This is a genomic window from uncultured Nostoc sp. (genome assembly GCF_937863485.1).
Taxonomy (GTDB): domain Bacteria; phylum Cyanobacteriota; class Cyanobacteriia; order Cyanobacteriales; family Nostocaceae; genus Nostoc.
This window is the reverse complement of record NZ_CALMFY010000088.1, coordinates 72,984-93,595: the sequence shown is the minus strand read 5'-3', so window position 1 is coordinate 93,595 and position 20,612 is coordinate 72,984. Positions and strand designations below refer to the sequence as shown.

Here is a 20,612-nt window from a genome sequence, read left to right as displayed (position 1 = left end):
GGCGGCGATCGCAATTTCATTGCCTGTGCCGATTTTCTCTAAGCTTGATGCTGCCAGTTTACGGGTGGAGTCATCCACAGTTGTTGATTGCAGCAGTTGCACTAAGGCGGCGATCGCTTTTGTACGATCTGTGTGTTGTAGTGCTGACTTAGCTTCCTCTTTGATTGAACTCAAACTATCAATTGTCCACTTGGCAATTTGTGTTACTATCTCATCTGCTCTGAAATAATCTCTAAACTCTGCAATTCCTGCGGTGGCTAAAAAATAGGCGCGATATTCATAAAATTTTCGACATCCATCTTTAAAATTAACTAAAGCATCGATAAACTGCTGCTGTTGCTCTTTTAGGTTTTCTTCTTCTCGTCCTAACCAAAGTAATATTGTTTGCTTCCACTGCGGTTCAAAAATACGATATCTCTCACCTTTAACAGGTTTATTTTTGTGCTTATGGGGTAAGAAAAAGCCCCAATCATTAATTGCTATAGCAGCAAAGTACTCTTGAAATGAGGCATGAAAGAAAGCGTAAACAGGTTTTCTATTTGTATCTATGCCTACACAGTTCAGCCAGCCGCGATTTAGTGCCAATTTTAGCAGCGAATTTTCATCATCAGCATCTCCTAAGAAGTCTTTAACAAAATCCTGCCGCAAGCGAAAACGGGTTGCTTCTTTATCTATCGCTTTTCTAGCTAATTCCCCTAGTTTGACATTGAGTTCCTGACGCTGATGAGAATTTATAGCAAATTCCTCTTTTTTCCACTTGTAGAAGTCATCAACAAATTGCTGATAGAGTCCCGCTTGAGTATTGGGTAATTTGCCATCTCCTGATTGCCAATTTAAGCACAGCAGCGTCAATCTCAAAGGATTTTTCACTAAATCTTGAATCCGTTCTTTACCTGATTCTTTCAACGCAGTGCATAACTGCTTCCCAGTTTCGGGAATTTCAATTTTATTGAACCATTTATCAATAAATCTCTCGACCTGTTCTGGATAAGAAAAATCTAAACTGCGATAGGTGTCAAAATCATCAAGTGCATTAATGCTGCCATCCCACAGATTAACTCGACAAGTCAGCACAATTCGCGCTTGAGCAATTAACCCTCCTTCACGGAATTGCCGTGCAATTTCTGTTAGAGGATTACCTGAAGACGCGGACATCTCATCTAACCCATCTAGCAGCAGCCAGACATTATTTTGATTAAATAGAGCAACAAAATCTTTCTTCAGTTGCTCAGTGGCTTCAGCTTTTCCTGTTTTTTCAGCAGCTTGAGTCAACCAAGTCTTAAACAGATAAGATTTTAGATCCTCACCTCGCAAATCTGCTAAAGATACCCAAATGACAATGGACTGGTCAATCTCACGAGATACCCAATCAGCAATCTGCTGTAATCGTGTTGTCTTTCCTGCTCCTGGTTCGCCAATAATCGCAATTCGCTTACCTTTACTTTTAGGCGTGTTCTTCTGTTTGAGAACTTCATCTAGAAAAGCATCATGCTCAAATATTTTGGTGATTTCTATCTCCTTGTACAGTTCTGAACCCTGTTCTGGAGAAATATCACCCTGAGCCTTGTCTGACTTCTGTTCTGGAGAAACATTATCTTTATGCTTGGATTGTTTTTTGCGCTCAACTAATCCCAGTGGCACGTAAACATCATCAACTTGCAGGGCTACTCCCTCAGTTGATGTCAGAGGATTTGTAGTCAGTTTTCGCCGTTCTGCCAACAATTCACGGCAGACTTTGCTCCAGTGAGCAGGAGTTAACTTTGTCCCATCCTCCCCTTGAGACGACTGTAGTCAAAACGTGATGTTATTAGTTTGGTTATTTATCTGTCCTTGATTTACAACCCCAATTTTTTCTGCTAGCTGTGTCAAATTTTGAATAGTTGGCTGTTGAGACTTGAGGGTATTTTCTATTTCTTGAATTTTTTGAGTCAGTTTTGGTTCTGCTTTTGCTGCTGCTTCCACCTCTACAACTGCTTGAGCAATTTCTGAATCTGCGTCTGCTGCTGCTTTCAGTTCCAGCACTGCTTGACCATAATCTAAACGCTGCGGTTCATTTCCCTCTACAGCACTGGTGAGTAATGGCGATTTATTCTTTTGGCGGAGCTTTTCTATTAACTTACCAGGAGCCGTCGATAAAACATCACCAATATTTTCGCCGATTTTCTCCTGGGCTTTAGTCCAAAGCGTAGTTGCGATCGCAGTAGCAACAGCCGTCAGTGTTACAGTAACCATAAATTCACTACAAATTGAGTTAATATAGAAATTATTTCAATTGACACAAATAGTATTACGCAAAAGCTGGGCAATTATAACTGATATAACTCAGTTTTTTTAACCCACGAAGGTGGGTTTTGTTTGTATAGCCGCGACTTCTAGTCGCCAACGCATTAGAAGTTAAAACAAGCGGTGCGTTAGCCTTTGGCGTAACGCACCCTACGAAAATATTTGAAACCTAATTATGAATTATCAATTTTTAATTAGACGCTGCCTTTTCTGCAACATTACGAATTATTTCCTCCAGCGTTTGGAGTAATTCTTGCTCGTTATAAGGTTTAGAAAAGTAAGCCCGCGCCCCCAATTGCATAGCTAATTGCCGATGTTTATTGCTGCTACGAGAAGTCAGCATCGCAACTGGAATATTTTTTGTATCCACGTCTGAATTTACCTTACCTAAAAAGCCATAACCATCTAGGCGAGGCATTTCGATATCACAAATTACTGCCTCAACTCTCAATCCACTATGGAGTTTATCTAAAGCATCTTGACCATCTTTAGCTTGTTCTACTTGATACCCTCCTTTTTCAAGAGTCAGGGCTAAAAAGCGGCGAACATTAATCGAGTCATCTACGATTAAAATTGTGCCTTTCTGCTTAATAGACGCTGCTGATATTTTGTCTTCATCAAATATCAGGAACGGTGTCTTTAACCTTGCTGATGGTAATTGAGTGCCTCTAGGAGTCTGCCGATTCGTAGCAATCCAATACAGCAACTCATTGACATTAACTAGTGGCACTACTCGACCATCACCGAGAATCGTACAATTGCTGAAACCTTCAGGTAAAGGTATATTTCCCTCGACTTGGCGAATAGCAACTTCTTGTTCACCCCAGCAACGGTCTATTTGGATTGCTACTGGCTGATTATTCCCTTTGACTACTAACACACTGTTAGCATTAATCGCTGCCGGAGTCTCTAACTCTGAGATATCGTAGCGCAGGCAATTAAACTCTAAGTAAGGAGTCAGGCGAATCAGTGGTAGCATGGTTCCTTGCCAATTTAGGACTTCGCTACCAGCCATTTGGAAAACTCGCTCGTCTTGGAGTAAGGATATTTCTGAAATAACATCTGTGGGAAATGCCAATAGCATTTTGTTGATTTCTACCAGCAGAACTCGCGCCACAGAAAGTGTAAATGGTACTGATAGGGTAAAGGTAGTACCAACTCCTGGTTCCGTATCAACTTTGACATCTCCTCGAATTAGTTTGAGGTTGTTGCGAACTACATCCATACCGACACCGCGGCCAGATAATGCTGTGACTTGCTCACAGGTGGTAAAACCTGGTTCAAAAATTAGTGATAACAGTTCTTCATCACTAGCATTAGCGAGTAGAGAAGCATCCAATCCCATAGCTAGGGCGCGGATGCGAATTTTCTCTAGAGAAATGCCCCAACCATCATCACGGATAGTAATCAGGGTACGATTACTGCGGTGAGTAGCTGTAATTTCAATCAATCCTTGTTCTGGTTTACCCAGAAGGCGGCGGGTGGTAGAGTCTTCGATACCATGATCGAAGGCGTTCCTTAACAGATGCATCAAAGGTTCATTTAATGCTTCTAAAATGCTGCGTTCAATTAAAGTATTGCCACCTTCAATTTTTAACTGGACATTTTTACCATACTCTACATTTAAATCGCGCAAGGCTCTGGGAAAACGTTCGATTAAATCGGACAGCGGCCGCATTCGGATGTGATTTAGTTTGGTTTGTAACTGTTTGGATGTTTTGTTTAGTTTCCGAGCAATTTGGTCTGTATCATCTACACTGAGTTGCACATCAGTTGTGACTTCCTGTACCTGAACAATGGTTTCCATAACTTCCTGCGATCGCAGGTTGAAATCGCTATAGCGATCCATTTCTAAGGGATCAAATTCTCTGTCTGTGCCTTGTATTTGGTGGCCATTTTCAGCTTGCGGTTGCACCCCAAAAGACATGGCAGCTTGGGGAGAAATTTTGTCGTAGGCTGTACGTAACTCCTGGTTTTCTTGGTCGAGAACTTGTACTCGTTGCTTCAGGTTACGAAGGAGTTTGCCTAATCTTTCTAGTTGCGAGTTTAACCCATTCCGCTGAACAATCAGTTCACTAAATAAATCATTAATTTGCTCTAGCTGTTTGCTGGGAACTCGAACGCTATTTTCATGAATTTCCCGCTCTTTCCCAACGCCGTTTGGCTCTCCTTTGCCTTCGCCAAATCTGGCATCTGGAGGATTATTTTCTTTAGCAAATATTGTATTTTGCTCTGTGACATTGACAGCATTAACATCATCGGCAAATTCTGCATCTACAAATGTAAAATTGGCAGCAATACCTGCGGTGGGCTGCACCAACGCTTCATGATTAATCCAATTTTCTCCAGTGTTTTCTGGTTGCCAAACCGATGTTGACACTACTTCTGTATCTGTAGCAATAACCTGTGGTATTACTTCTGCTTGTAATAGTGGCTGTGATTGCGTATAACTACCCAATTCAATTTCTGTAGGTAAGTTATCTAATTGATTTGTCAGGATCAAAGCTTGCGATCGCCGCCATGCAAGCAATGCTAACTGGGCAATTTCTGGAATGCGTGAACTGCTAACAATTTCTAATTGCTGCGTTATTGACTCACAAAGCTTGGTAAAAGCAGCCAACTGGAGCATTTCCCCTAAACCGCCCAATTCAGTTGCCATGATCACAACTTCTTCATGCAAACCAGGCTGTTCACTATCTGCCAATATAGATTCTAGGCGCTGCAAACACTCTTCTACTTCTGTGCCAAATAGCAAGGGGATAATGTCTTGCCCATCTTCTGGGGATAGCATGGTTGAGGCATCCTCAGGGGTGGGGTCGCCCAAGCGATCGTGCAACTGATCAAAAATTGGGTAACAAAAGGTTACTAACCACTGATCTTCAACAACATTTCCTTCAGCAAGCAATTCTACAATCTGACGCAGCCAGTCAACTCCAGATAGCAATAAACTTTGTAACTGAGTATCAATTTCTAGAGAATTTTTTTTAGTTTTTAAAACTTTAAAGGAATCTTCTAAACGGTGAGATAAATCACTTAGCGATCTAAATCCCATCATCCCCGCACCACCTTTGATAGAATGAGCAGCCCGGAGTGCAGCATTGATTTTATCCAAATCGATCCGGTTAGTAGTATCGATTTCCAGTAATACTCCTTCCAGAATATTTAAGTAATCAGTTGCTTCTTCCAGAAACTGCATCTGGATTTCTAGTTCTTTGTCTTGCAGCATAGTTTTTGTTAATAGTCAAATTTTGGATTTTAGACTTTCCTGCGGAACGCTACGCGTAGCTTGCTTCCCCGTAGGGGTACGGCAACTCTTAGAGACGCTCTTGCGAACGCTTCAGTCGAACGATTTTAGATTGACCCATACCTAAATTCACAGGCTTGCCATTTAATTTTAGATTTTGGATAATAGAATTATTCTCATGTTGAAATTCGCTTGCTCCAGACATTTTTATATTTTGAATCTTCTCTACGAGAGGCTCCGCCAACAATTCCAAAATCCCAAATTTAAAATCTAAAATTCGGCCATTTGTCAGTAGTAAGTAGTGAAAACCAAACAACTGACAGATGACCACTAACTAACTTTGAAAGTCTCGACAGTCTCTTGCAATTGTTGAGAAATCTCCACAGTTTGTTGCAGAGATTCGGAAACTTGGCGAGAAGAATCGCTGGTGCGTTGTGATACAGCCGCAATATCTTTCATCAATTGGGTGACACTTTGCGATGTTTCTACCTGAGATGCAGTTGCAGTGGAAATTGACTGCACTAAGGAGTCAATTTGATGCGATACATCCAAAATTTGACTCAGATTTTGTTTAGCTGACTCCACAATTCGAGTCCCTTCTACCACTTGGGTGGTTCCTATTTCCATCGCCTGCACCACTTCACTGGTTTCTCGTTGGATATTTTCAACAATTTGTTCAATTTCTTGGGTTGCAGCGGCACTTCTGACTGCTAATTCGCCGACTTCTTCAGCAACTACGGCAAAACCTTGACCTTCTTCACCTGCACGCGCTGCTTCAATACCGGCGTTGATGGCAAGCAAGTTGGTTTGGATGGCGATTTGCTTAATCAAGGACACCACGTGAGAAATTTGTTGGGAAGATTCTCCAAGGCGTTTCACTTTTTTTGCAGTTTCACCCACAGTTTCCCGCAAAGAGAGGATGTTTTGTACTGTCAAATCCATTGCGTGTCCACTCTGAGTGGCGGTGTGGGCGGCGTGGTTGGCAATGAAAGCAGCTTTTTCGGCACTTTCGGCTACGACTTGCATGGATTGGGTCATTCCATCAACAGCATCGAGGGTGCGGTTGATTTCGACAGCTTGGGTGAGTGCTTCCTCTGCTAAGTGGCGGATGGCTCCTTCGTTAGAGCCAATAGCAGTATTCACGTAGGTAGCAGCCTGTTGAACTTGGGTAACAATATCCCGGAGACTTTCCACAATGGAGTTGAAAAAGTCGGCAACAGTGCCTATTTCCCCAGAGGTCACGTCTGCACGCACTGTCAAGTCGCCTCTGGCTGCACTTTCTACGTCGTTGAGCAGTTCTAAAAGTTGCTGTTGCAGTGTTTCTTTTTGATGCCGTTCGTCGTCAGAACCGATTACTGCAACATTCCTAGCTTGTTCTATCTCCTCTAACAACTTGGCTTGTTCCAAGGCATAGCCAATTTGAGTTGCTATCTGTTGAAACAAGTCAATTTCCGGCTGTTGCCAAACACGAGGAGTTTCGCAATGATGAGCAATTAATAAGCCGAGAAGTTGCTCTTGGGCAAGAATCGGTACAATCAAATGACCTTTGACAGCAAATTTTTCCAACAGTTGAATGTAACCATTGGCATTTTTCAAGCTTTGGTCTTGATGAATGTTAGCAACTGCTTGCACCCGGCTATCATCAGAAGTTTCTAGATAACGTTCCCGAAAATAGGGGTCGTCGATTTGCACTCCGATCATTTCTGGCCAATTACCAGTTACCGATTCCGCAACGACGATGCCATCCCAAGTATCTGGATTCAGACTATAAATGATTACCCGGTCTGTTTTTAGCGATCGCTGAACTTCTTTTACTGCTGCGTCATAAATATCTTCGGTTTTGAGAGTTCTCCGAATTTGTCGGGTAATATCTGCTAATAATTTTACGCCTTCAACGTCCAGTTCTTGTTCCTTAACTAAGACCTGCAATTGTTCGGCCATCTGGTTGATATTTGCACTCAATACCCCTAATTCGTCTTCTGTTTCAATTTCCAAACGGGTATTGAATTTACCTTGACCAAGCTTTGCTAATGCCGCAGTCGCATTGATAATTGGCTGTGTAGTAAGTTTAGCTAACCGAGATGCGATCGCAGCCACAATCAATGCTGTCAGTGCTGTACCAATGGCTATAATCCACAACAATTGTCTTTGCGGCTCAAATAAAATTGCTGTATCTGTGGATAAAAGTACTTGCCAGTTTAAATCTGGCAAGCCGTCTAACTTACTGGCTGGTACGTAGCTGACTAGTTCTTGTTTTTTGTGAGTTTTGGGAACTTCTATAAAACTATCTACCTTTTTGGCTGCAAGGAGTTTAGCTAAACTAGAATACTCTCCCTTTGCCTGTTTCCCCAATAATTTCTGTTGTGGACTCAAGAAAACTGTTCCCGAAGCATCGAGCAAATAGTATTGTTGTCCATTGGCTACGTAGTTTTTGATGACTTCCTCTAAAGATTTTACGGGCATACGTGCTTGTACCACGCCAATAGTTTGGCCCGTGCTTGTCTCTTTCACAGGTGCAGCTATATAAATACCCACTTTACCTGTATTTTTTGCTGCTTCAGGTTTGCTGATTACAGGAGTATCTTTTTGTAAAGCGTCTTGAAAATAGCTACTGTCTTTTTGGTTTTCCAGGGGTTCGCCTGTGGATTGCACAATCAAGTTACCTTGGCGATCAAAGACAGCAATACTGTCATAAGCTTTGTAGGCTTCGACAACGCGATCTAGGACTGCTTGTTTTTCTTGAGTGGTGATACCGGCACTAGCTTGGGAATTTGTCAAAAAAGGCAAACTTGATATTACCTGAATATCACCGTAGCGTCCCAACATAAAACGGTTAACTTTATCACTTAAGCCAGTGGCTTCGGCTTGTTGAGATTGAGTAATTTGCTTAGTAATCGACTTGTTGGCAAAGCTAAAAGCGATCGCGCCTATGCCCAATACTGGTATTGTACCGATTGCGATCGCCAAAATAGTCGCTTTCTTAATCAATCCCAGCTTTGTAAAAGAGGCAATAGCCTGATTTAGGGAAGAATTATTAGCCGTTTCAGTAGTAAGCTTACTTGGTAGTTTTACTACACTACCAGTGATTTTTTGGGATGAAATCAGCGATGCTCGATTTTGAGCGCCACTACTTTGATTCGTGTTGGTTTTATTAAACATAAAAGTAGTTCTCCTAAGTACGTGAATAAGAATACTAAAAATCTTTTTTTAGTAGTACACTCTAATCACTACGGAGAATAGAAGACTGCACAATCGCCTGTGCATCTAGTACCAGTAATATTTCTTCCTGTTGCACAACGCACCCACATAAATAAGGAACTAAACTGGATGCCACTTGTCCTATAGGAGAATGAATAGCATCAGCTGCGAACTTAGTTGTACCTTTTATTTCTTGGACAACTAAGCCCAACACCAATGATTCCACCCGAATAATGATCGCATTGTACTGTCGCAGTCGATAATCTAGAGATTCTAAATTGAGCATTCTTGGCAAATCAACTACCCAATTTATCCGACTCCGCCAATTCATTAATCCTAATATGCAGGGGGGCATATTAGGTATAGAGGTGATAGATTCAATAGGTACAATGATTGCTTCTTGCGTATGTTTCATTGATAAAACAGCAGTAGTCTGTTGATTTAACTGAAATTTTAGATAACCATCTGCTAAATTATTTTGGATTGGTTTGGAAGGAAGTGTAATGTTTGTACTAGTCATTGATTCAAATTACCACTGATTTAATAGTACGGAGGAGTTGTTCGCGGGTGTAAGGTTTAGTTATATAGGCATCTGCACCTTGTTTCATTGCCCACAAACGGTCAATTTCTTGATTTTTGGAACTACAAATTACAATCGGCACTTTTGCAGTAATCGGATTTCTTCTTAGAGAACGACACAATTCAAATCCACTCATTTCGGGCATTACTACATCAGTAACGATCGCGTCTGGTTTTTCTAACACAGCTTTTTCTAAAGCTTCTTTTGCACCAGAAGCTTTAATTACGTTGTAACCACTCTCTTTAAGATAATGGCTCATTAATTCCAATTCGCTGGGAGAATCTTCTACAATCAGAATTGTGCCAAGTAAAGTCAGACTCACTATTAAATCTCCTAAAAAGTAACTTAAGGCGATTAAATTTGGTATAAGAATTCAGGAGTCAAAATTTAGAATGAACATGCCAATTTTAGAAAATCGATATAATCATAAAATAAATGGATGTGTTTCCTGCCAAATATCAAGTCTTGAAATGTCTTTGCTGGTTGTCTCATTTCTTCTGACTCCGGAATTCTGACTACTAAATTAACCAAGATGCTTAAAAACCATTTTTAGCAATTCTGATTGTGTAAAAGGCTTAGTCAAATATCCTGATGATCTGACTAACTTAGCCTTTGCCCTGTCGATAAATCCTGTTCTACCAGTCACCATAATGATCGGTGTATTTTTAAAAGCCGAATGTTTCCGTAATAAGGAACATAGCTCGTAGCCATCTAAACTTGGCATCTCAACATCTAGCAAAATCAGATCGGGCTTACTCCGGAGAATTTGCATTAAAGCTTTTACTGGATCATTAATCATCACAACTGAAAAGGTGTTTTCATCCAAAAAGTGTTTGATGGAATTCAAAACTGTTTGGCTATCATCGATACAGGCAATTGTATATAGTTTTTTGCCAACAGTTGGCTGAGTAGTTTTATTATCCTCAGGAATATCAAAATTGATTTGTATTGGCAATTTTTGCCCAAGTTTTATTTGCAGTTGTGGCTGAACTTGAGACGGTTGTATTTTAGATAAAACTTGAGAACCTCTACCAGCCGGAATTGATGACTGGATATTTTGCCGATTTCGTAACTGCTTTTGACAGTGTTCAACAAGTAACCGCAAATCCAAGCAACAGAACTTTGGTAGTTCATCCAAAGAGCTTTCAGGACTGAATTCATAGCTACCTTCTTTTAAGCATAGAAATGATTCCAGTACTTCTTTTGCCAATTCGTCTATCAGCCTTGCTGCTTGCACAGAGGTGATATAGTCCTGATTTACTAACCAACAAATAGCTTGGTAATCCGCATTTGGTATTGATTGATGTTCATTCTTCGTCTCAAACATCAGCCGCATCTGCACGCGAGTAGCGCTGTTGAGAGCAGGAATTTGCTGGCTCAAGCGTCGCAAGTGACTGTCAAGGCGCTCAAATAGTTTATCTGAATAGGAGGCATAAGTAAGTTTCCCGTCCTCTAGATAGATTGACCAAGAAACTATTTCAGTAAATATATTTAAGCAGCCTGTAGCACGCCGACTGGTTAATTGTGCCAACAAAGATAGCGGATGTAGTTTCTGGAATAACCTGTAGCTACCTATAGGAGTTGTGCTCATTTTACTTTTACTTCAGCTAAATTCGATAGGTGTAAGCTAAATTTGTGCAGAGTTATTCCACAATTGCAATTAAGTAAAAAGAATCAAACCTTTGTATTTTAAAGTACATCAGTTTATATTTAGGGATTGTGGTAGAAACTCAACGACAACAGCGTTATTTTCAAATGATCAAATCTCAGTAAATTCGTAAATTCTTATTAATTTACTACCTGTTACCGAGATTTACAGACATCTTTGGAGAATAAGACATAAGAATGTCAAGAGTAGATGAAGCCACTTTCCATTGAGTAACCCCTATCTGACCACAGGAATAATACCGATTTTATTGGCGGTAATACATTTGAACTTCTGTATTTACACTTAAGTAAAATCTAGTCTTTAACTAGCCAAGGGCTAGATGAAGCCACTTTGCATTGAATAACTTCAATTTGACCACAGCAATAATACTGATTTTTTTAACAAAAATAAAACATAATTTAGAAGGGCTAATGACAATACCAGAAAAAGGCGTGAAATTAACCAAGTCTCCAGGTGAATTGTTCTAGTTGTCCAAAAAACTTGTGCGATCGCCAGTTTATTCCTACTGTGGATGTTGTGTGAGTGCGACGCCGATAGCATTCCCCTACGGGGATCTTGCTAGCAAGAGCGTCTTGTAGAGTTGCGTAAAGCGTTCTCTTCTCCCTACAGCCCTTTGGGCATCGTACGGCAGGCGTTAGCCTCTCCCTTTGGGAGAAGGGGAGATGCTACGCGCAGCGTCTCGTAAGAGAGCGTCATAGCCCGTCGTAGACATCGCCACACCTCTAGATTAGGTATTAGATGTATAATTGCTGAATATTTTGTGTATTTATTTACTGGCTTTATGCGTTATTCTGTATTGGCCACTGACTACGACGGTACACTAGCAACTGATAATCATGTAAATGAAAATACTTTGGCAGCACTTTCACGTCTGCGGAATTTTGGTTACAAACTTATCTTGGTGACAGGTAGACAACTAGATGAATTGCTGCAAGTTTTTAGAGATGTAGATTTATTTGATTATGTAGTAGCAGAAAACGGCGCTTTGCTGTACTCACCAACCACCCGTCAGGAGAAACTATTAGGTTCTCAACCACCTGCAGAATTTATTAACGCATTGTGCGATCGCCAAGTCAATTCCCTGTCAGTTGGTCGTGTAATTGTTGCCACTTTGCATCCCCAAGAAACCATAGTTTTAAAAACTATCCGCCAGATGGGATTAGAATTACAAGTCATATTGAATAAAGGTGCAATAATGGTGCTACCGTCAGTAATTAATAAAGCCACAGGGTTAGCCGCCGCCTTGGATGAGATGCAGTTATGACCTGAAAATGTAATCGGGATTGGCGATGCAGAAAATGACCATGATTTCCTCAATTTTTGTGGTTATTCAGTAGCAGTTGCGAATGCTTTACCAACGCTCAAAGAGCGTGTGGATTTTGTGACTAATGGTAGTCGTGGAGATAGTGTTATAGAACTAATTGAAAAACTCATCACCTCAGATTTAGCTGAATTTGGGCATTAATTTGAGCAGGTTTATATAAATAAAAAAAGGAGAGTGTTGCTACTCTCCTAACGTAATATGAGTGAGTTAAAATTTCTTTTCTTAGTGATGAAGTCTCGCTTGACGTTCACGCAATTCACGAGCGTGTTGTTCACGAGCTTGACGTTCACGCAATTCACGAGCGCGTTGTTCACGAGCTTGACGTTCACGTAATTCACGAGCGCGTTGTTCACGAACTTGACGTTCGTGTTGGAGTTTGAGTTTACTATTATTAAAAGCTACAGTATTACGATTCAAATGATCATGCTCAGATTTAAATTCAGCAGCATTAGCATTTTGAGAAAGAGCAGCAATTGAAGCAACTGCTAATAAGCCTCCAAGAAGAATAGATTTAAAGTGGTTCATATATCCTTTAATCTGCCTTGTATTACTTGATTTGTACATTCTCAATTTACTCAGAATAATCAGGTACACGCCTGTATACAAAGTCATGTTTAAATAGTTACTTTTGTCACTAGTACTAAGATTTCTATTTTATTTTTGAAAAGTTATAAAGGTCGAAACCTGTCCTGACATGGGTTATACCCTAGTATGCCTAGCAAGACTCAAGAAAAGTATTAGGCGAATAGAATTCGCTACTGCGTGTTGTGATCCTGCACTTTTGTCTCGATACTTTTCTCCTGATTGGGAATTGGTGAATTGGCTGCAATTGCGGGAGAATCATCAGTGAAGAGGAAAACTTGATTAAACTTGGCTTCTTGTTGAAACCAAGTTGCGATCGCAGAAGCATCTCGCTTGGCAAAGTTTAGCGATGCCTGCGGCGGGCTACGCCTACGCAGATTCTCATAGTGATTAATCCCAATAACAATCGCCCAATTCCTACCCATATTCAAGTCCCAATTATTTCCGCTTGAATTTAAAAGTCATCGCTCCTTTTCCCCCGGCTTTACCACCACCAATCCCGAACAAACTGATTTGTCCTTCGCCATTGACTTCTACTGAGAGTTCCACCTCGTTAAGCTGCATCTTAGAATCGGGTTGGTCAGCTTCATCAAGCATTTCCCGCATTGCTTCCAGAAACCCCTTCATTTCTTGCTTGAGTTTAGTTACCTCTACCTTGTGTCTAGTAATTACTATTTCGTCTTTTTTTCGGCTCACAACTATTTCTTCAGTGGTTTCAACTCCGAGTCGTCCTCCTCTATCTCCACTGCTTCTTGCTCCAATATTTCTGAATGTTTCATTGGTGGTACTTGATGTTTCAGCCGTTTCTTCGGTAATAATCCAGATGGCTTTTGGGGTGGAATTTTCTGCTGACATAAATTTTATTATTGAAATTATTCTTGATTTAACGGGAACATTCCAATTTTGCTTAACTCTTTTCCCTCACCCCCAGCCCCTCTCCCATGTTTGGGAGAGGGGGGAAATGACTCTAGTTCCCCTTCTCCCAAACATGGGAGAAGGGGTTAGAGGATGAGGGTTATCAAGGTTTTTGCACATTTGGGATGCTCCCGATTTAACTAGCTTTTACCAAAGCTTCTAGCACCGCCGTTCTCGCTTCCAGTTCGGCAACTCTTTGATTTAATGGTAAATTTTCAACACATCCTAAATAGTGCGCCAAAGCGCCAACTACTACCTCAGTTTTAGATGTGCCAGTCTGTTGAGCGTAGTTGTTAAGCTTTTCTAGAAGATACGGGGGAATTCTGACGACAATTTGAGGTTTGGTCATGGCAGGCAATTATTTTTTAGTTCTAGACTATAAACTGCATGACAGTGCATTACTATTATTCAGTAGTAACACGTAAACTTGCAATAGGGAAGAACATATTAGTCAATACCAACGCAGAAATGGCTAAAAATTGGGCGATCGCGATCGGCATTAACCAGTACAACAATCTTCAACACCTAAACTACGCCAAACTAGATGCCGAAGCTATGCGCGATTGGTTTGAAAAGGAAGTGCGGTTTGATAGAGTGTTTCTGTTTACAGAGGATTCAATTGCAATTCCCACTTCTCCACCCATTCCCACTCAGCCTACTTACGGTAACTTGCGGCGGTTTTTACGGGCAAACTTTGAAAACCCACTATTAGCACCAGGGGATAATCTCTGGTTTTTCTTTGCTGGTCACGGTTGTCGGTCAGCTGACCGTGACTATCTTATGCTGATAGATAGCGATCCAGGGGATGTAGAACATACGGCAATCCCTGTTGATTTTGTTACCCAAAGATTGCGCCGTAGTGGAGCAGATAATGTAGTGTTGTTTTTAGATGCCTGCCGCGATGAAGGAAGCAGGCGAGGAGAGGGTATTGGTGAAGAACATCAGGGAGTAGTCACCTTTTACTCTTGCAGTCCCAGTCAAAGGTCTTATGAAATTGAGCAGTTGCAACACGGCTCATTTACCCAGGCGTTGTTAGACGGGTTGAAAATAGCAGGTGAAGGAAACTGTGCCACAGTAGAAAGGCTGGAGCGATATTTACAATGGAGAGTTCCCACAATCAATCAAACGCACCGGAAAACTCCACAATATCCCTATGCGATCGCCGAACCAGCCACCAAATTACACTTAATTTTGTTGCCCGATTATGCCACTCTCCATGATATTGCCACGATGAAACTTGACGCTTATCAAGCGGAAGTCAAAGGAGAGTGGGAATTAGCCAGACAGTTATGGATTCGGGTGAATGTGGCTGCTAGGGGTTCCGATATGCAAGCAATTGAGGCATTTTCTAGAATTGCCCAGCGACTTGGAGAGTCTTCTGTGCCTCCAAAAATTACTGAAGTTATTACTTTACCAAGGCGAGATAGATCAGTAGTTTCTGAGTCAGCACCTACAGGACATAAAGCTGGACTACAGGTTTTTCAGTTTGAAATAGTGAAGGTAAATGCAAGTGGTCAAGAGGTGAAACGAGACAGAAGTGAAGCCCAATATTTCACCGAAGACTTAGGAAATGGTGTCAGCTTGGAAATGATTGCGATTCCCAGTGGCAAATTCCTGATGGGTTCACCATCAGGGGAAGGAAATAATGACGAAAAACCTCAGCATGAAATGACGGTTCAATCATTCTTGATGGGTAAACATCCAGTCACCCAAACGCAATGGAGAAGATTAGCAGCACTACCCAAAGTTAAGCGTTACCTGAAAGCAGACCCATCTTATTTCAAGGCAGATAAACGACCAGTAGAGCGAGTGTCCTGGTACGATGCAGTTGAGTTTTGCGATCGCCTCTCGAAATATACAAACAAGCAATATCGTCTACCTAGTGAAGCTGAATGGGAATATGCCTGTCGTGCAGGAACAAATACACCCTTTCATTTTGGCGAGACGATAACGACTGAGTTAGCTAACTACAATGGAAATTCTACTTACGCTTCTGCACCAAAAGGAAAAAATTGTGGAGAAACAATAGAGTTAGGAAGTTTTCCACCCAACGCCTTTGGATTGTACGATATGCACGGGAATGTCTGGGAGTGGTGTCAAGATAGTTGGCATGACAGCTATAAAGGAGCGCCTAGAGATGGAAGTGCGTGGATAGATAATAATAATCAATATCAAATACTGCGGGGCGGTTCCTGGTTCAGCAATCCTGAACTCTGCCGTTCTGCGTCCCGCTACAGCTACCTTAGGGCGGTGCGCGACTACTTCAACTACGATATTGGTTTTCGTGTTGTCTGCGCGGTTGGGAGAACTCTTTAGCGCTTTACACTTTAGTTCTTTTGTCCTTTGCTCTTATTTTTCTTTATCCTTTTTGAGTGTAGCGAAGCGGAACGATTTAATTTTTTTTTGAAAATCAAAGGCTGAATTTATAGAGAAAATTAATCAGGACTTACACACGGACTACGATTTTACGTCATTACGAGCGTTGGCGCAGCCTCTCGTAGATAAGCGAAGTAATCGCAAAGGCTGGTTTTTCTTCACAATTGCGTAAGTCCTATTAATCTTAAATTTATCTCAAATATTTAGAGGGTGTAACGCAGCAGATTCTCAAAGCAAACCAGCGTTTACCCAATAACTCAGCGATCGCAAACTTAATAAATGCGGATAAAAGGACTTGAACCTTCACTCCTTTCGGAACTAGAACCTAAATCTAGCGCGTCTGCCAATTTCGCCATATCCGCATCAGTTTACTAGAATACCATAATAAATTATTTATGGAAAGGGAAAATGTGGGACAAGGGAAAAATTAATTTCCTATGCCCCATACCCAATTACATGACTGCAACACGAGGCAGACGATGCTTGAACCCGCAGAGAATTTCCCAGGAAATAGTGTTTAATTCTTCTGCCCAATCGTCCGCTGAAATTTGTTCTTTTCCCTGTTCCCCTAGTAAGGTGACTACTTCTCCTTCTTGGATATTGGGTATGGCACTCACATCCAGCATCAACTGATCCATTGTAATTGTCCCAATTTGCGACACTCGCTGACCGCGAATTAACGCCTGCATTTTGTTGGAAAGACCGCGAGGAACACCGTCAGCATAGCCAATTCCCACGACAGCGAGGCGAAGTTCACGCGGAGCAATAAATTGATGTCCGTAGCTGACAGCAGTTCCTGCGGCAATTGTTTTAACTTGGGTGACTCTTGCTTTAAGTTCCAAAACGGGTTTGAGGTCGATCGCATTTTGTAAATGGGTTGCTGGGTAGAGTCCGTAAACGGCTAAACCTACTCGCACAATGTCGTAGTGCAATGCTGGATTTGTGAGTGCTGCTGCTGAGTTTGCCAAGTGCAAGCAAGGCGGTTGGATTCCCATTGCTTTGATTTGAGCGATCGCTTGCTCAAATCGTTTATGCTGTTCTTCCATTGCCGTAGTATCAGGATCATCTGCTGTTGCCAAATGGGAATAAATACTGGCAATAGATAGATGTGGTAAGCGCTGCACTAATTGCACAAACTCGCCAGCTTGCTGCCAATTAGTTCCCAACCTGGACATTCCCGTGTCTAATTTGATGTGTACTGGGATAGGGGAACCATAATTCATGGATTCTAGGGCATCAGAAAATACCAAAGCTTGTTTAGGGCTACAGAGTGTGGGCTGAAGTTTCCAGTGAGCGATCGCATGAATCTGCTCTGGTGTATGAGTTGCCCCTAAAATCAAAATGGGCGCTTGAATTCCGCCTTCTCGCAATTGAATAGCTTCTGGAACTGTAGCGACTCCCAGCCAACTAGCTCCCGATTGAATTGCAGTTTGGGCGACTGTTACCGCTCCATGTCCATAAGCATCAGCTTTTACTACCGCCATCAACTGGGTACGCGGTGATAAAAACTGCACCAATTGCTGTATATTGTACGACAACGCCCCTAAATCAATTTCTACCCAGGCTCGTTGCGAAAACCACGCGTAGGTGTCGCACTGCTGATTAGAAACTACACCAGGGATTTGTTTGCGACTTAACATTTGTACTGACTCCTATTCCACCACGGCTAAACTTCCAAGTTATCTATCTATACACGCTCCTAAAAGCGATATCAGATTAAATAGGAAGTTTACCCTTCATATTGGAATAGATACAAGATGTTGCATTACTAACTCTCAACTCATAACTTAATTTCCGAATTCTCCCGAAAGTATAATTTATTCTCATCTCCCTAGCAGGGTGTATTTGTGTTAATATTTATGTAAAGCTAATACCCTGAGCGCAGATAAATGGGGAAGGTTTTAGTCTTAAACGCATCTTACGAACCTCTCAATATAACGAGTTGGCGTCGTGCTGCGGTTCTGTTAATCAAGGGGAAAGCAGAACGCGTGGAACATAACGGTAAATTCCTTTATTCGGATTTCCCGTTGCCGACTGTGATCCGGTTGCGTCATTATGTACGCGTTCCTTATAAAGAAATTCCTCTGACTCGCCGAAATATATTGCACCGTGACGGTCATGGCTGTCAATACTGTGGTTACACAGGGGATGAGTTGACCCTAGACCATGTAATACCGCGATCGCGCGGCGGGGGCGATACCTGGGAAAACATTGTGACCGCTTGTGTCCGTTGCAATGTCAAAAAAGGCAGTCGTACTCCCCACGAAGCTCATATGCCTTTGCGTCATCCCCCCCGCCAACCTTATAGCAGCCTCTATTTCGAGGTCAGCAAACATCTTAAGAGTGGATTACACACAGAGTGGCAAAAGTATGTTATAGGTCTTTAACATGACGTAACCTAATCCTAAAAGCATAAAGAAATAGTCACAGGTTCGCGTTTGTGCTTATTTTTAGAGTCTGGCTAAAATTGTGTTGCACACATTTGCTTTAACAAATTGTCTGTTGACTCAGGTTTGTCCAGGCATTGGAATGCACATTTTTTGGCAGAAACCAACGTAGTAGTCTGCATAAATCTAGGTAATAAAACAGCAGCCGACGCTAGTAGGTTGCTAGCGCTGTTCATTAAAAATAATTGTTAATTGCTCAATAGTCACAATAATGAGAGTATTGAGCATAAGAATATTTCAAATATCAAAGACTAGCCTGAAAGTATAAAATAGGAAGTATACCCTAAGGCAGATAAAAATTTCGCTTATTAAATTTACGGAAGAGAAAAAAAAGCTCCTAAAACAGATTATATGCTGCCAGATACAGCCCGATATCCTAAACTTCCTTGTTTCCTAGCGCTTATACACCCTCTAGTGGAATTTAGTTGATTCTTGAGCGTTGTTACGGATAAAAAATATACTTAGATGTATAGTGCAATGTCTTGATATTTTTGCGAAGATCATAAGAAAGTGGCTAAATTCAGTGAATTGCTGCTCGTAGTATTTCTGAATTAAAGGAGCCTCACACTTTAAAAAAGTTCCCTATGTACTTGAATTCTCCCGTTACTCAGTTAGAGAGTTTGTCATTGACCACAGAGCCAAACCCAGAGGAACCTGAAATCGAGAAAGCGCCAGTGGAAGTTGCATTTAAGAGTCCGTCATTACCGCCATCGGTAGGTGAAGGAGCTATATATCTCAGTCACCGTGGTAATTCTCTGGTACAACAAAAGTCAGAAGAACTGCAAAAAACCTTTCTGGCACACCGACACGATCGCCAACTGATAATTCTGCAAGATTTTCCTGACCCTGATGCCCTTTCCTGTGCCTGGGCTTACCAGTTAATTGCCCAACAATATGATATCAAATGTGAAATCATTTATGCTGGCGCATTGAGCCATCAAGAAAATATTGCCTTGGTGAGGCTGACTAATTTACCTATCCACCGCTGGACGCCGCAAACCTTGAAAACCAAAGATTTGTCATCTTATCAAGGTTTTGTATTAATTGATAACCAGGGAACCACTTCACAGCTACTCTCAGCGGTGCAGCAGGCTGGAATTCCGCTAGTAGCCCTGATCGACCATCACAGTATCCAAGGTGATCTCCAAGCAGAGTTTGAGGATATCCGTCCCTATGTAAGAGCAACGGCAACAATTTTTACTCAATACCTCCAAACGGGATTACTGGCATTAGATACCAGCATAAATCAACACGTCAAATGCGCTACTGCCTTGATGCACGGCTTGCGATCAGATACAAATCGGCTAATGCAAGCGCAAGAAGAAGACTTTATGGCAGCTGCGTATTTAAGCCGATTTTATGACGCCCAATTGCTAAACGCCATTTTACAGGCGAACTGTTCCAAGCGGGTAATGGATGTGATCGAGCGATCGCTCAAAAACCGCATTGTTCAAAATAACTTTTCCATTGCTGGTGTTGGTTATTTACGCTACGATGACCGCGATGCCATCCCCCAAGCGGCTGATTTTCTCGTCACTGAAGAAAACGTTCACACCGCCGTAGTTTACGGCATTGTTCACGATGAAGACGAAGAACTAGAAATAGTCATCGGCTCCCTGAGAACCACCAAACTTACCCTTGACCCTGATGAATTCATCAAAGAAGCCTTTGGACAAGATAGCGCTGGGCGGTTTTTTGGCGGTGGAAGGACAAGCGCAGGCGGCTTTGAAATTCCAATGGGTTTCTTATCTGGCAGTAATGAAAATTCCGCCTATGCGAAAATGAAATGGGAAGTATTCGACGCTCAAATTAAGCAAAAACTGCTGAGGTTGGTTAATCCTAGAGACAACCCGATTCAGTCAGAATAGAAGGAGATCAAGGAGATGGGGAGAACTCCTAACTTATGTAGCAGTCAAAGTGCTTGGTCAGATAGCATCCCTACGTCATTCGTGATCAACATATTTCCCGACTTTTTTAAAAGGTCGGGAATTTTG

The 20,612-nt window shown here is 41.7% G+C and carries 17 protein-coding genes and 1 tRNA gene; 5 read left to right on the top strand and 13 right to left on the bottom strand.

Annotated elements, in window-relative coordinates; translation table 11 throughout:
* From Q0541_RS12030 to Q0541_RS12000, 7 genes are all read right to left on the bottom strand, one after another.
* Nucleotides 1–1,719: NACHT domain-containing protein (locus Q0541_RS12030; protein WP_298910291.1), on the bottom strand; the 1,719-nt coding region annotated here is incomplete at its 3' end.
* A gap of 72 nt (nt 1,720–1,791) precedes the next feature.
* Nucleotides 1,792–2,232, bottom strand: coding sequence for a hypothetical protein (locus Q0541_RS12025; RefSeq protein ID WP_298910288.1), 441 nt, complete (start codon nt 2,230–2,232; stop codon nt 1,792–1,794).
* 241 nt (nt 2,233–2,473) lie between these two features.
* Nucleotides 2,474–5,509: a hybrid sensor histidine kinase/response regulator gene (locus tag Q0541_RS12020; RefSeq protein ID WP_298910285.1), complete on the bottom strand. Its 3,036-nt coding sequence runs from the start codon at nt 5,507–5,509 to the stop codon at nt 2,474–2,476.
* A gap of 348 nt (nt 5,510–5,857) precedes the next feature.
* A complete protein-coding gene (locus Q0541_RS12015; protein WP_298910283.1) occupies nt 5,858–8,686 on the bottom strand; it encodes a methyl-accepting chemotaxis protein in 2,829 nt (942 codons plus the stop codon).
* 61 nt (nt 8,687–8,747) lie between these two features.
* Nucleotides 8,748–9,245 (bottom strand): chemotaxis protein CheW, encoded by a 498-nt coding sequence (locus Q0541_RS12010; protein ID WP_298910280.1) that lies wholly within the window; start codon nt 9,243–9,245, stop codon nt 8,748–8,750.
* 4 nt (nt 9,246–9,249) lie between these two features.
* Entirely contained in the window at nt 9,250–9,627 is a 378-nt protein-coding gene (locus Q0541_RS12005; protein ID WP_298910278.1) for a response regulator, read from the bottom strand.
* 201 nt (nt 9,628–9,828) lie between these two features.
* Nucleotides 9,829–10,896 (bottom strand): response regulator, encoded by a 1,068-nt coding sequence (locus Q0541_RS12000; RefSeq protein WP_273763536.1) that lies wholly within the window; start codon nt 10,894–10,896, stop codon nt 9,829–9,831.
* Nucleotides 10,897–11,734: 838 nt separating this feature from the next.
* Here Q0541_RS12000 and Q0541_RS11995 point away from each other — a divergent pair.
* Together Q0541_RS11995 and Q0541_RS11990 are read left to right on the top strand one after the other, a co-directional pair.
* Nucleotides 11,735–12,238 (top strand): HAD family hydrolase, encoded by a 504-nt coding sequence (locus Q0541_RS11995; RefSeq protein WP_298910271.1) that lies wholly within the window; start codon nt 11,735–11,737, stop codon nt 12,236–12,238.
* 12 nt (nt 12,239–12,250) lie between these two features.
* The gene (locus Q0541_RS11990) at nt 12,251–12,439 is read left to right on the top strand and encodes an HAD hydrolase family protein (RefSeq protein ID WP_298910297.1); all 189 of its coding nucleotides are present in this window, start codon (nt 12,251–12,253) and stop codon (nt 12,437–12,439) included.
* A gap of 81 nt (nt 12,440–12,520) precedes the next feature.
* Here Q0541_RS11990 and Q0541_RS11985 read toward each other — a convergent pair whose 3' ends face one another.
* The 4 genes from Q0541_RS11985 to Q0541_RS11970 all read right to left on the bottom strand — a co-directional run bounded on the left by Q0541_RS11985 (nt 12,521) and on the right by Q0541_RS11970 (nt 14,144).
* On the bottom strand, nt 12,521–12,823 hold the full coding sequence (locus Q0541_RS11985; RefSeq protein WP_298910269.1) for a hypothetical protein: 303 nt from the start codon (nt 12,821–12,823) through the stop codon (nt 12,521–12,523).
* A gap of 230 nt (nt 12,824–13,053) precedes the next feature.
* Complete coding sequence (locus tag Q0541_RS11980) at nt 13,054–13,305, bottom strand: hypothetical protein (RefSeq protein ID WP_298910267.1); 252 nt, start codon at nt 13,303–13,305, stop codon at nt 13,054–13,056.
* A 13-nt stretch (nt 13,306–13,318) separates the two neighbouring features.
* Entirely contained in the window at nt 13,319–13,735 is a 417-nt protein-coding gene (locus Q0541_RS11975; RefSeq protein ID WP_298910265.1) for a hypothetical protein, read from the bottom strand.
* Between the two features lie 196 nt (nt 13,736–13,931).
* Nucleotides 13,932–14,144 carry a DNA-binding domain-containing protein gene (locus tag Q0541_RS11970; RefSeq protein WP_298910263.1) on the bottom strand — a complete coding sequence of 71 codons (213 nt, stop codon included), beginning with the start codon at nt 14,142–14,144 and terminating at the stop codon, nt 13,932–13,934.
* 119 nt (nt 14,145–14,263) lie between these two features.
* On the opposite strand from Q0541_RS11970, the gene Q0541_RS11965 reads away from it, so the two are divergent.
* Nucleotides 14,264–16,111, top strand: a complete 1,848-nt coding sequence (locus Q0541_RS11965; RefSeq protein WP_298910261.1) for an SUMF1/EgtB/PvdO family nonheme iron enzyme — start codon at nt 14,264–14,266, stop codon at nt 16,109–16,111.
* Nucleotides 16,112–16,451: 340 nt separating this feature from the next.
* On the opposite strand, the gene Q0541_RS11960 is transcribed toward Q0541_RS11965, so the two are convergent.
* Both Q0541_RS11960 and alr read right to left on the bottom strand, forming a co-directional pair.
* Nucleotides 16,452–16,533: transfer RNA gene (locus tag Q0541_RS11960), tRNA-Leu, on the bottom strand.
* A 90-nt stretch (nt 16,534–16,623) separates the two neighbouring features.
* The gene (gene alr / locus Q0541_RS11955; protein ID WP_298910259.1) at nt 16,624–17,811 is read right to left on the bottom strand and encodes an alanine racemase; all 1,188 of its coding nucleotides are present in this window, start codon (nt 17,809–17,811) and stop codon (nt 16,624–16,626) included.
* 249 nt (nt 17,812–18,060) lie between these two features.
* Between alr and Q0541_RS11950 the strand changes: the two genes are divergently transcribed.
* Both Q0541_RS11950 and Q0541_RS11945 read left to right on the top strand, forming a co-directional pair.
* Nucleotides 18,061–18,558 carry an HNH endonuclease gene (locus Q0541_RS11950; protein WP_273763553.1) on the top strand — a complete coding sequence of 166 codons (498 nt, stop codon included), beginning with the start codon at nt 18,061–18,063 and terminating at the stop codon, nt 18,556–18,558.
* 644 nt (nt 18,559–19,202) lie between these two features.
* The gene (locus Q0541_RS11945) at nt 19,203–20,486 is read left to right on the top strand and encodes a bifunctional oligoribonuclease/PAP phosphatase NrnA (RefSeq protein ID WP_298910253.1); all 1,284 of its coding nucleotides are present in this window, start codon (nt 19,203–19,205) and stop codon (nt 20,484–20,486) included.
* Nucleotides 20,487–20,612: the final 126 nt, after the last annotated feature.

What these genes read in the sequence shown, in the direction of transcription:
- Q0541_RS12025 (WP_298910288.1), bottom strand. Translation starts at nt 2,232, where the DNA reads ATGGTTACTGTAACACTGACGGCTGTTGCTACTGCGATCGCAACTACG.
- Q0541_RS12020 (WP_298910285.1), bottom strand. Translation starts at nt 5,509, where the DNA reads ATGCTGCAAGACAAAGAACTAGAAATCCAGATGCAGTTTCTGGAAGAA.
- Q0541_RS12015 (WP_298910283.1), bottom strand. Translation starts at nt 8,686, where the DNA reads ATGTTTAATAAAACCAACACGAATCAAAGTAGTGGCGCTCAAAATCGA.
- Q0541_RS12010 (WP_298910280.1), bottom strand. Translation starts at nt 9,245, where the DNA reads ATGACTAGTACAAACATTACACTTCCTTCCAAACCAATCCAAAATAAT.
- Q0541_RS12000 (WP_273763536.1), bottom strand. Translation starts at nt 10,896, where the DNA reads ATGAGCACAACTCCTATAGGTAGCTACAGGTTATTCCAGAAACTACAT.
- Q0541_RS11985 (WP_298910269.1), bottom strand. Translation starts at nt 12,823, where the DNA reads ATGAACCACTTTAAATCTATTCTTCTTGGAGGCTTATTAGCAGTTGCT.
- Q0541_RS11980 (WP_298910267.1), bottom strand. Translation starts at nt 13,305, where the DNA reads ATGGGTAGGAATTGGGCGATTGTTATTGGGATTAATCACTATGAGAAT.
- Q0541_RS11975 (WP_298910265.1), bottom strand. Translation starts at nt 13,735, where the DNA reads ATGTCAGCAGAAAATTCCACCCCAAAAGCCATCTGGATTATTACCGAA.
- Q0541_RS11970 (WP_298910263.1), bottom strand. Translation starts at nt 14,144, where the DNA reads ATGACCAAACCTCAAATTGTCGTCAGAATTCCCCCGTATCTTCTAGAA.
- Q0541_RS11965 (WP_298910261.1), top strand. Translation starts at nt 14,264, where the DNA reads ATGGCTAAAAATTGGGCGATCGCGATCGGCATTAACCAGTACAACAAT.
- alr (WP_298910259.1), bottom strand. Translation starts at nt 17,811, where the DNA reads ATGTTAAGTCGCAAACAAATCCCTGGTGTAGTTTCTAATCAGCAGTGC.
- Q0541_RS11950 (WP_273763553.1), top strand. Translation starts at nt 18,061, where the DNA reads ATGGGGAAGGTTTTAGTCTTAAACGCATCTTACGAACCTCTCAATATA.
- Q0541_RS11945 (WP_298910253.1), top strand. Translation starts at nt 19,203, where the DNA reads ATGTACTTGAATTCTCCCGTTACTCAGTTAGAGAGTTTGTCATTGACC.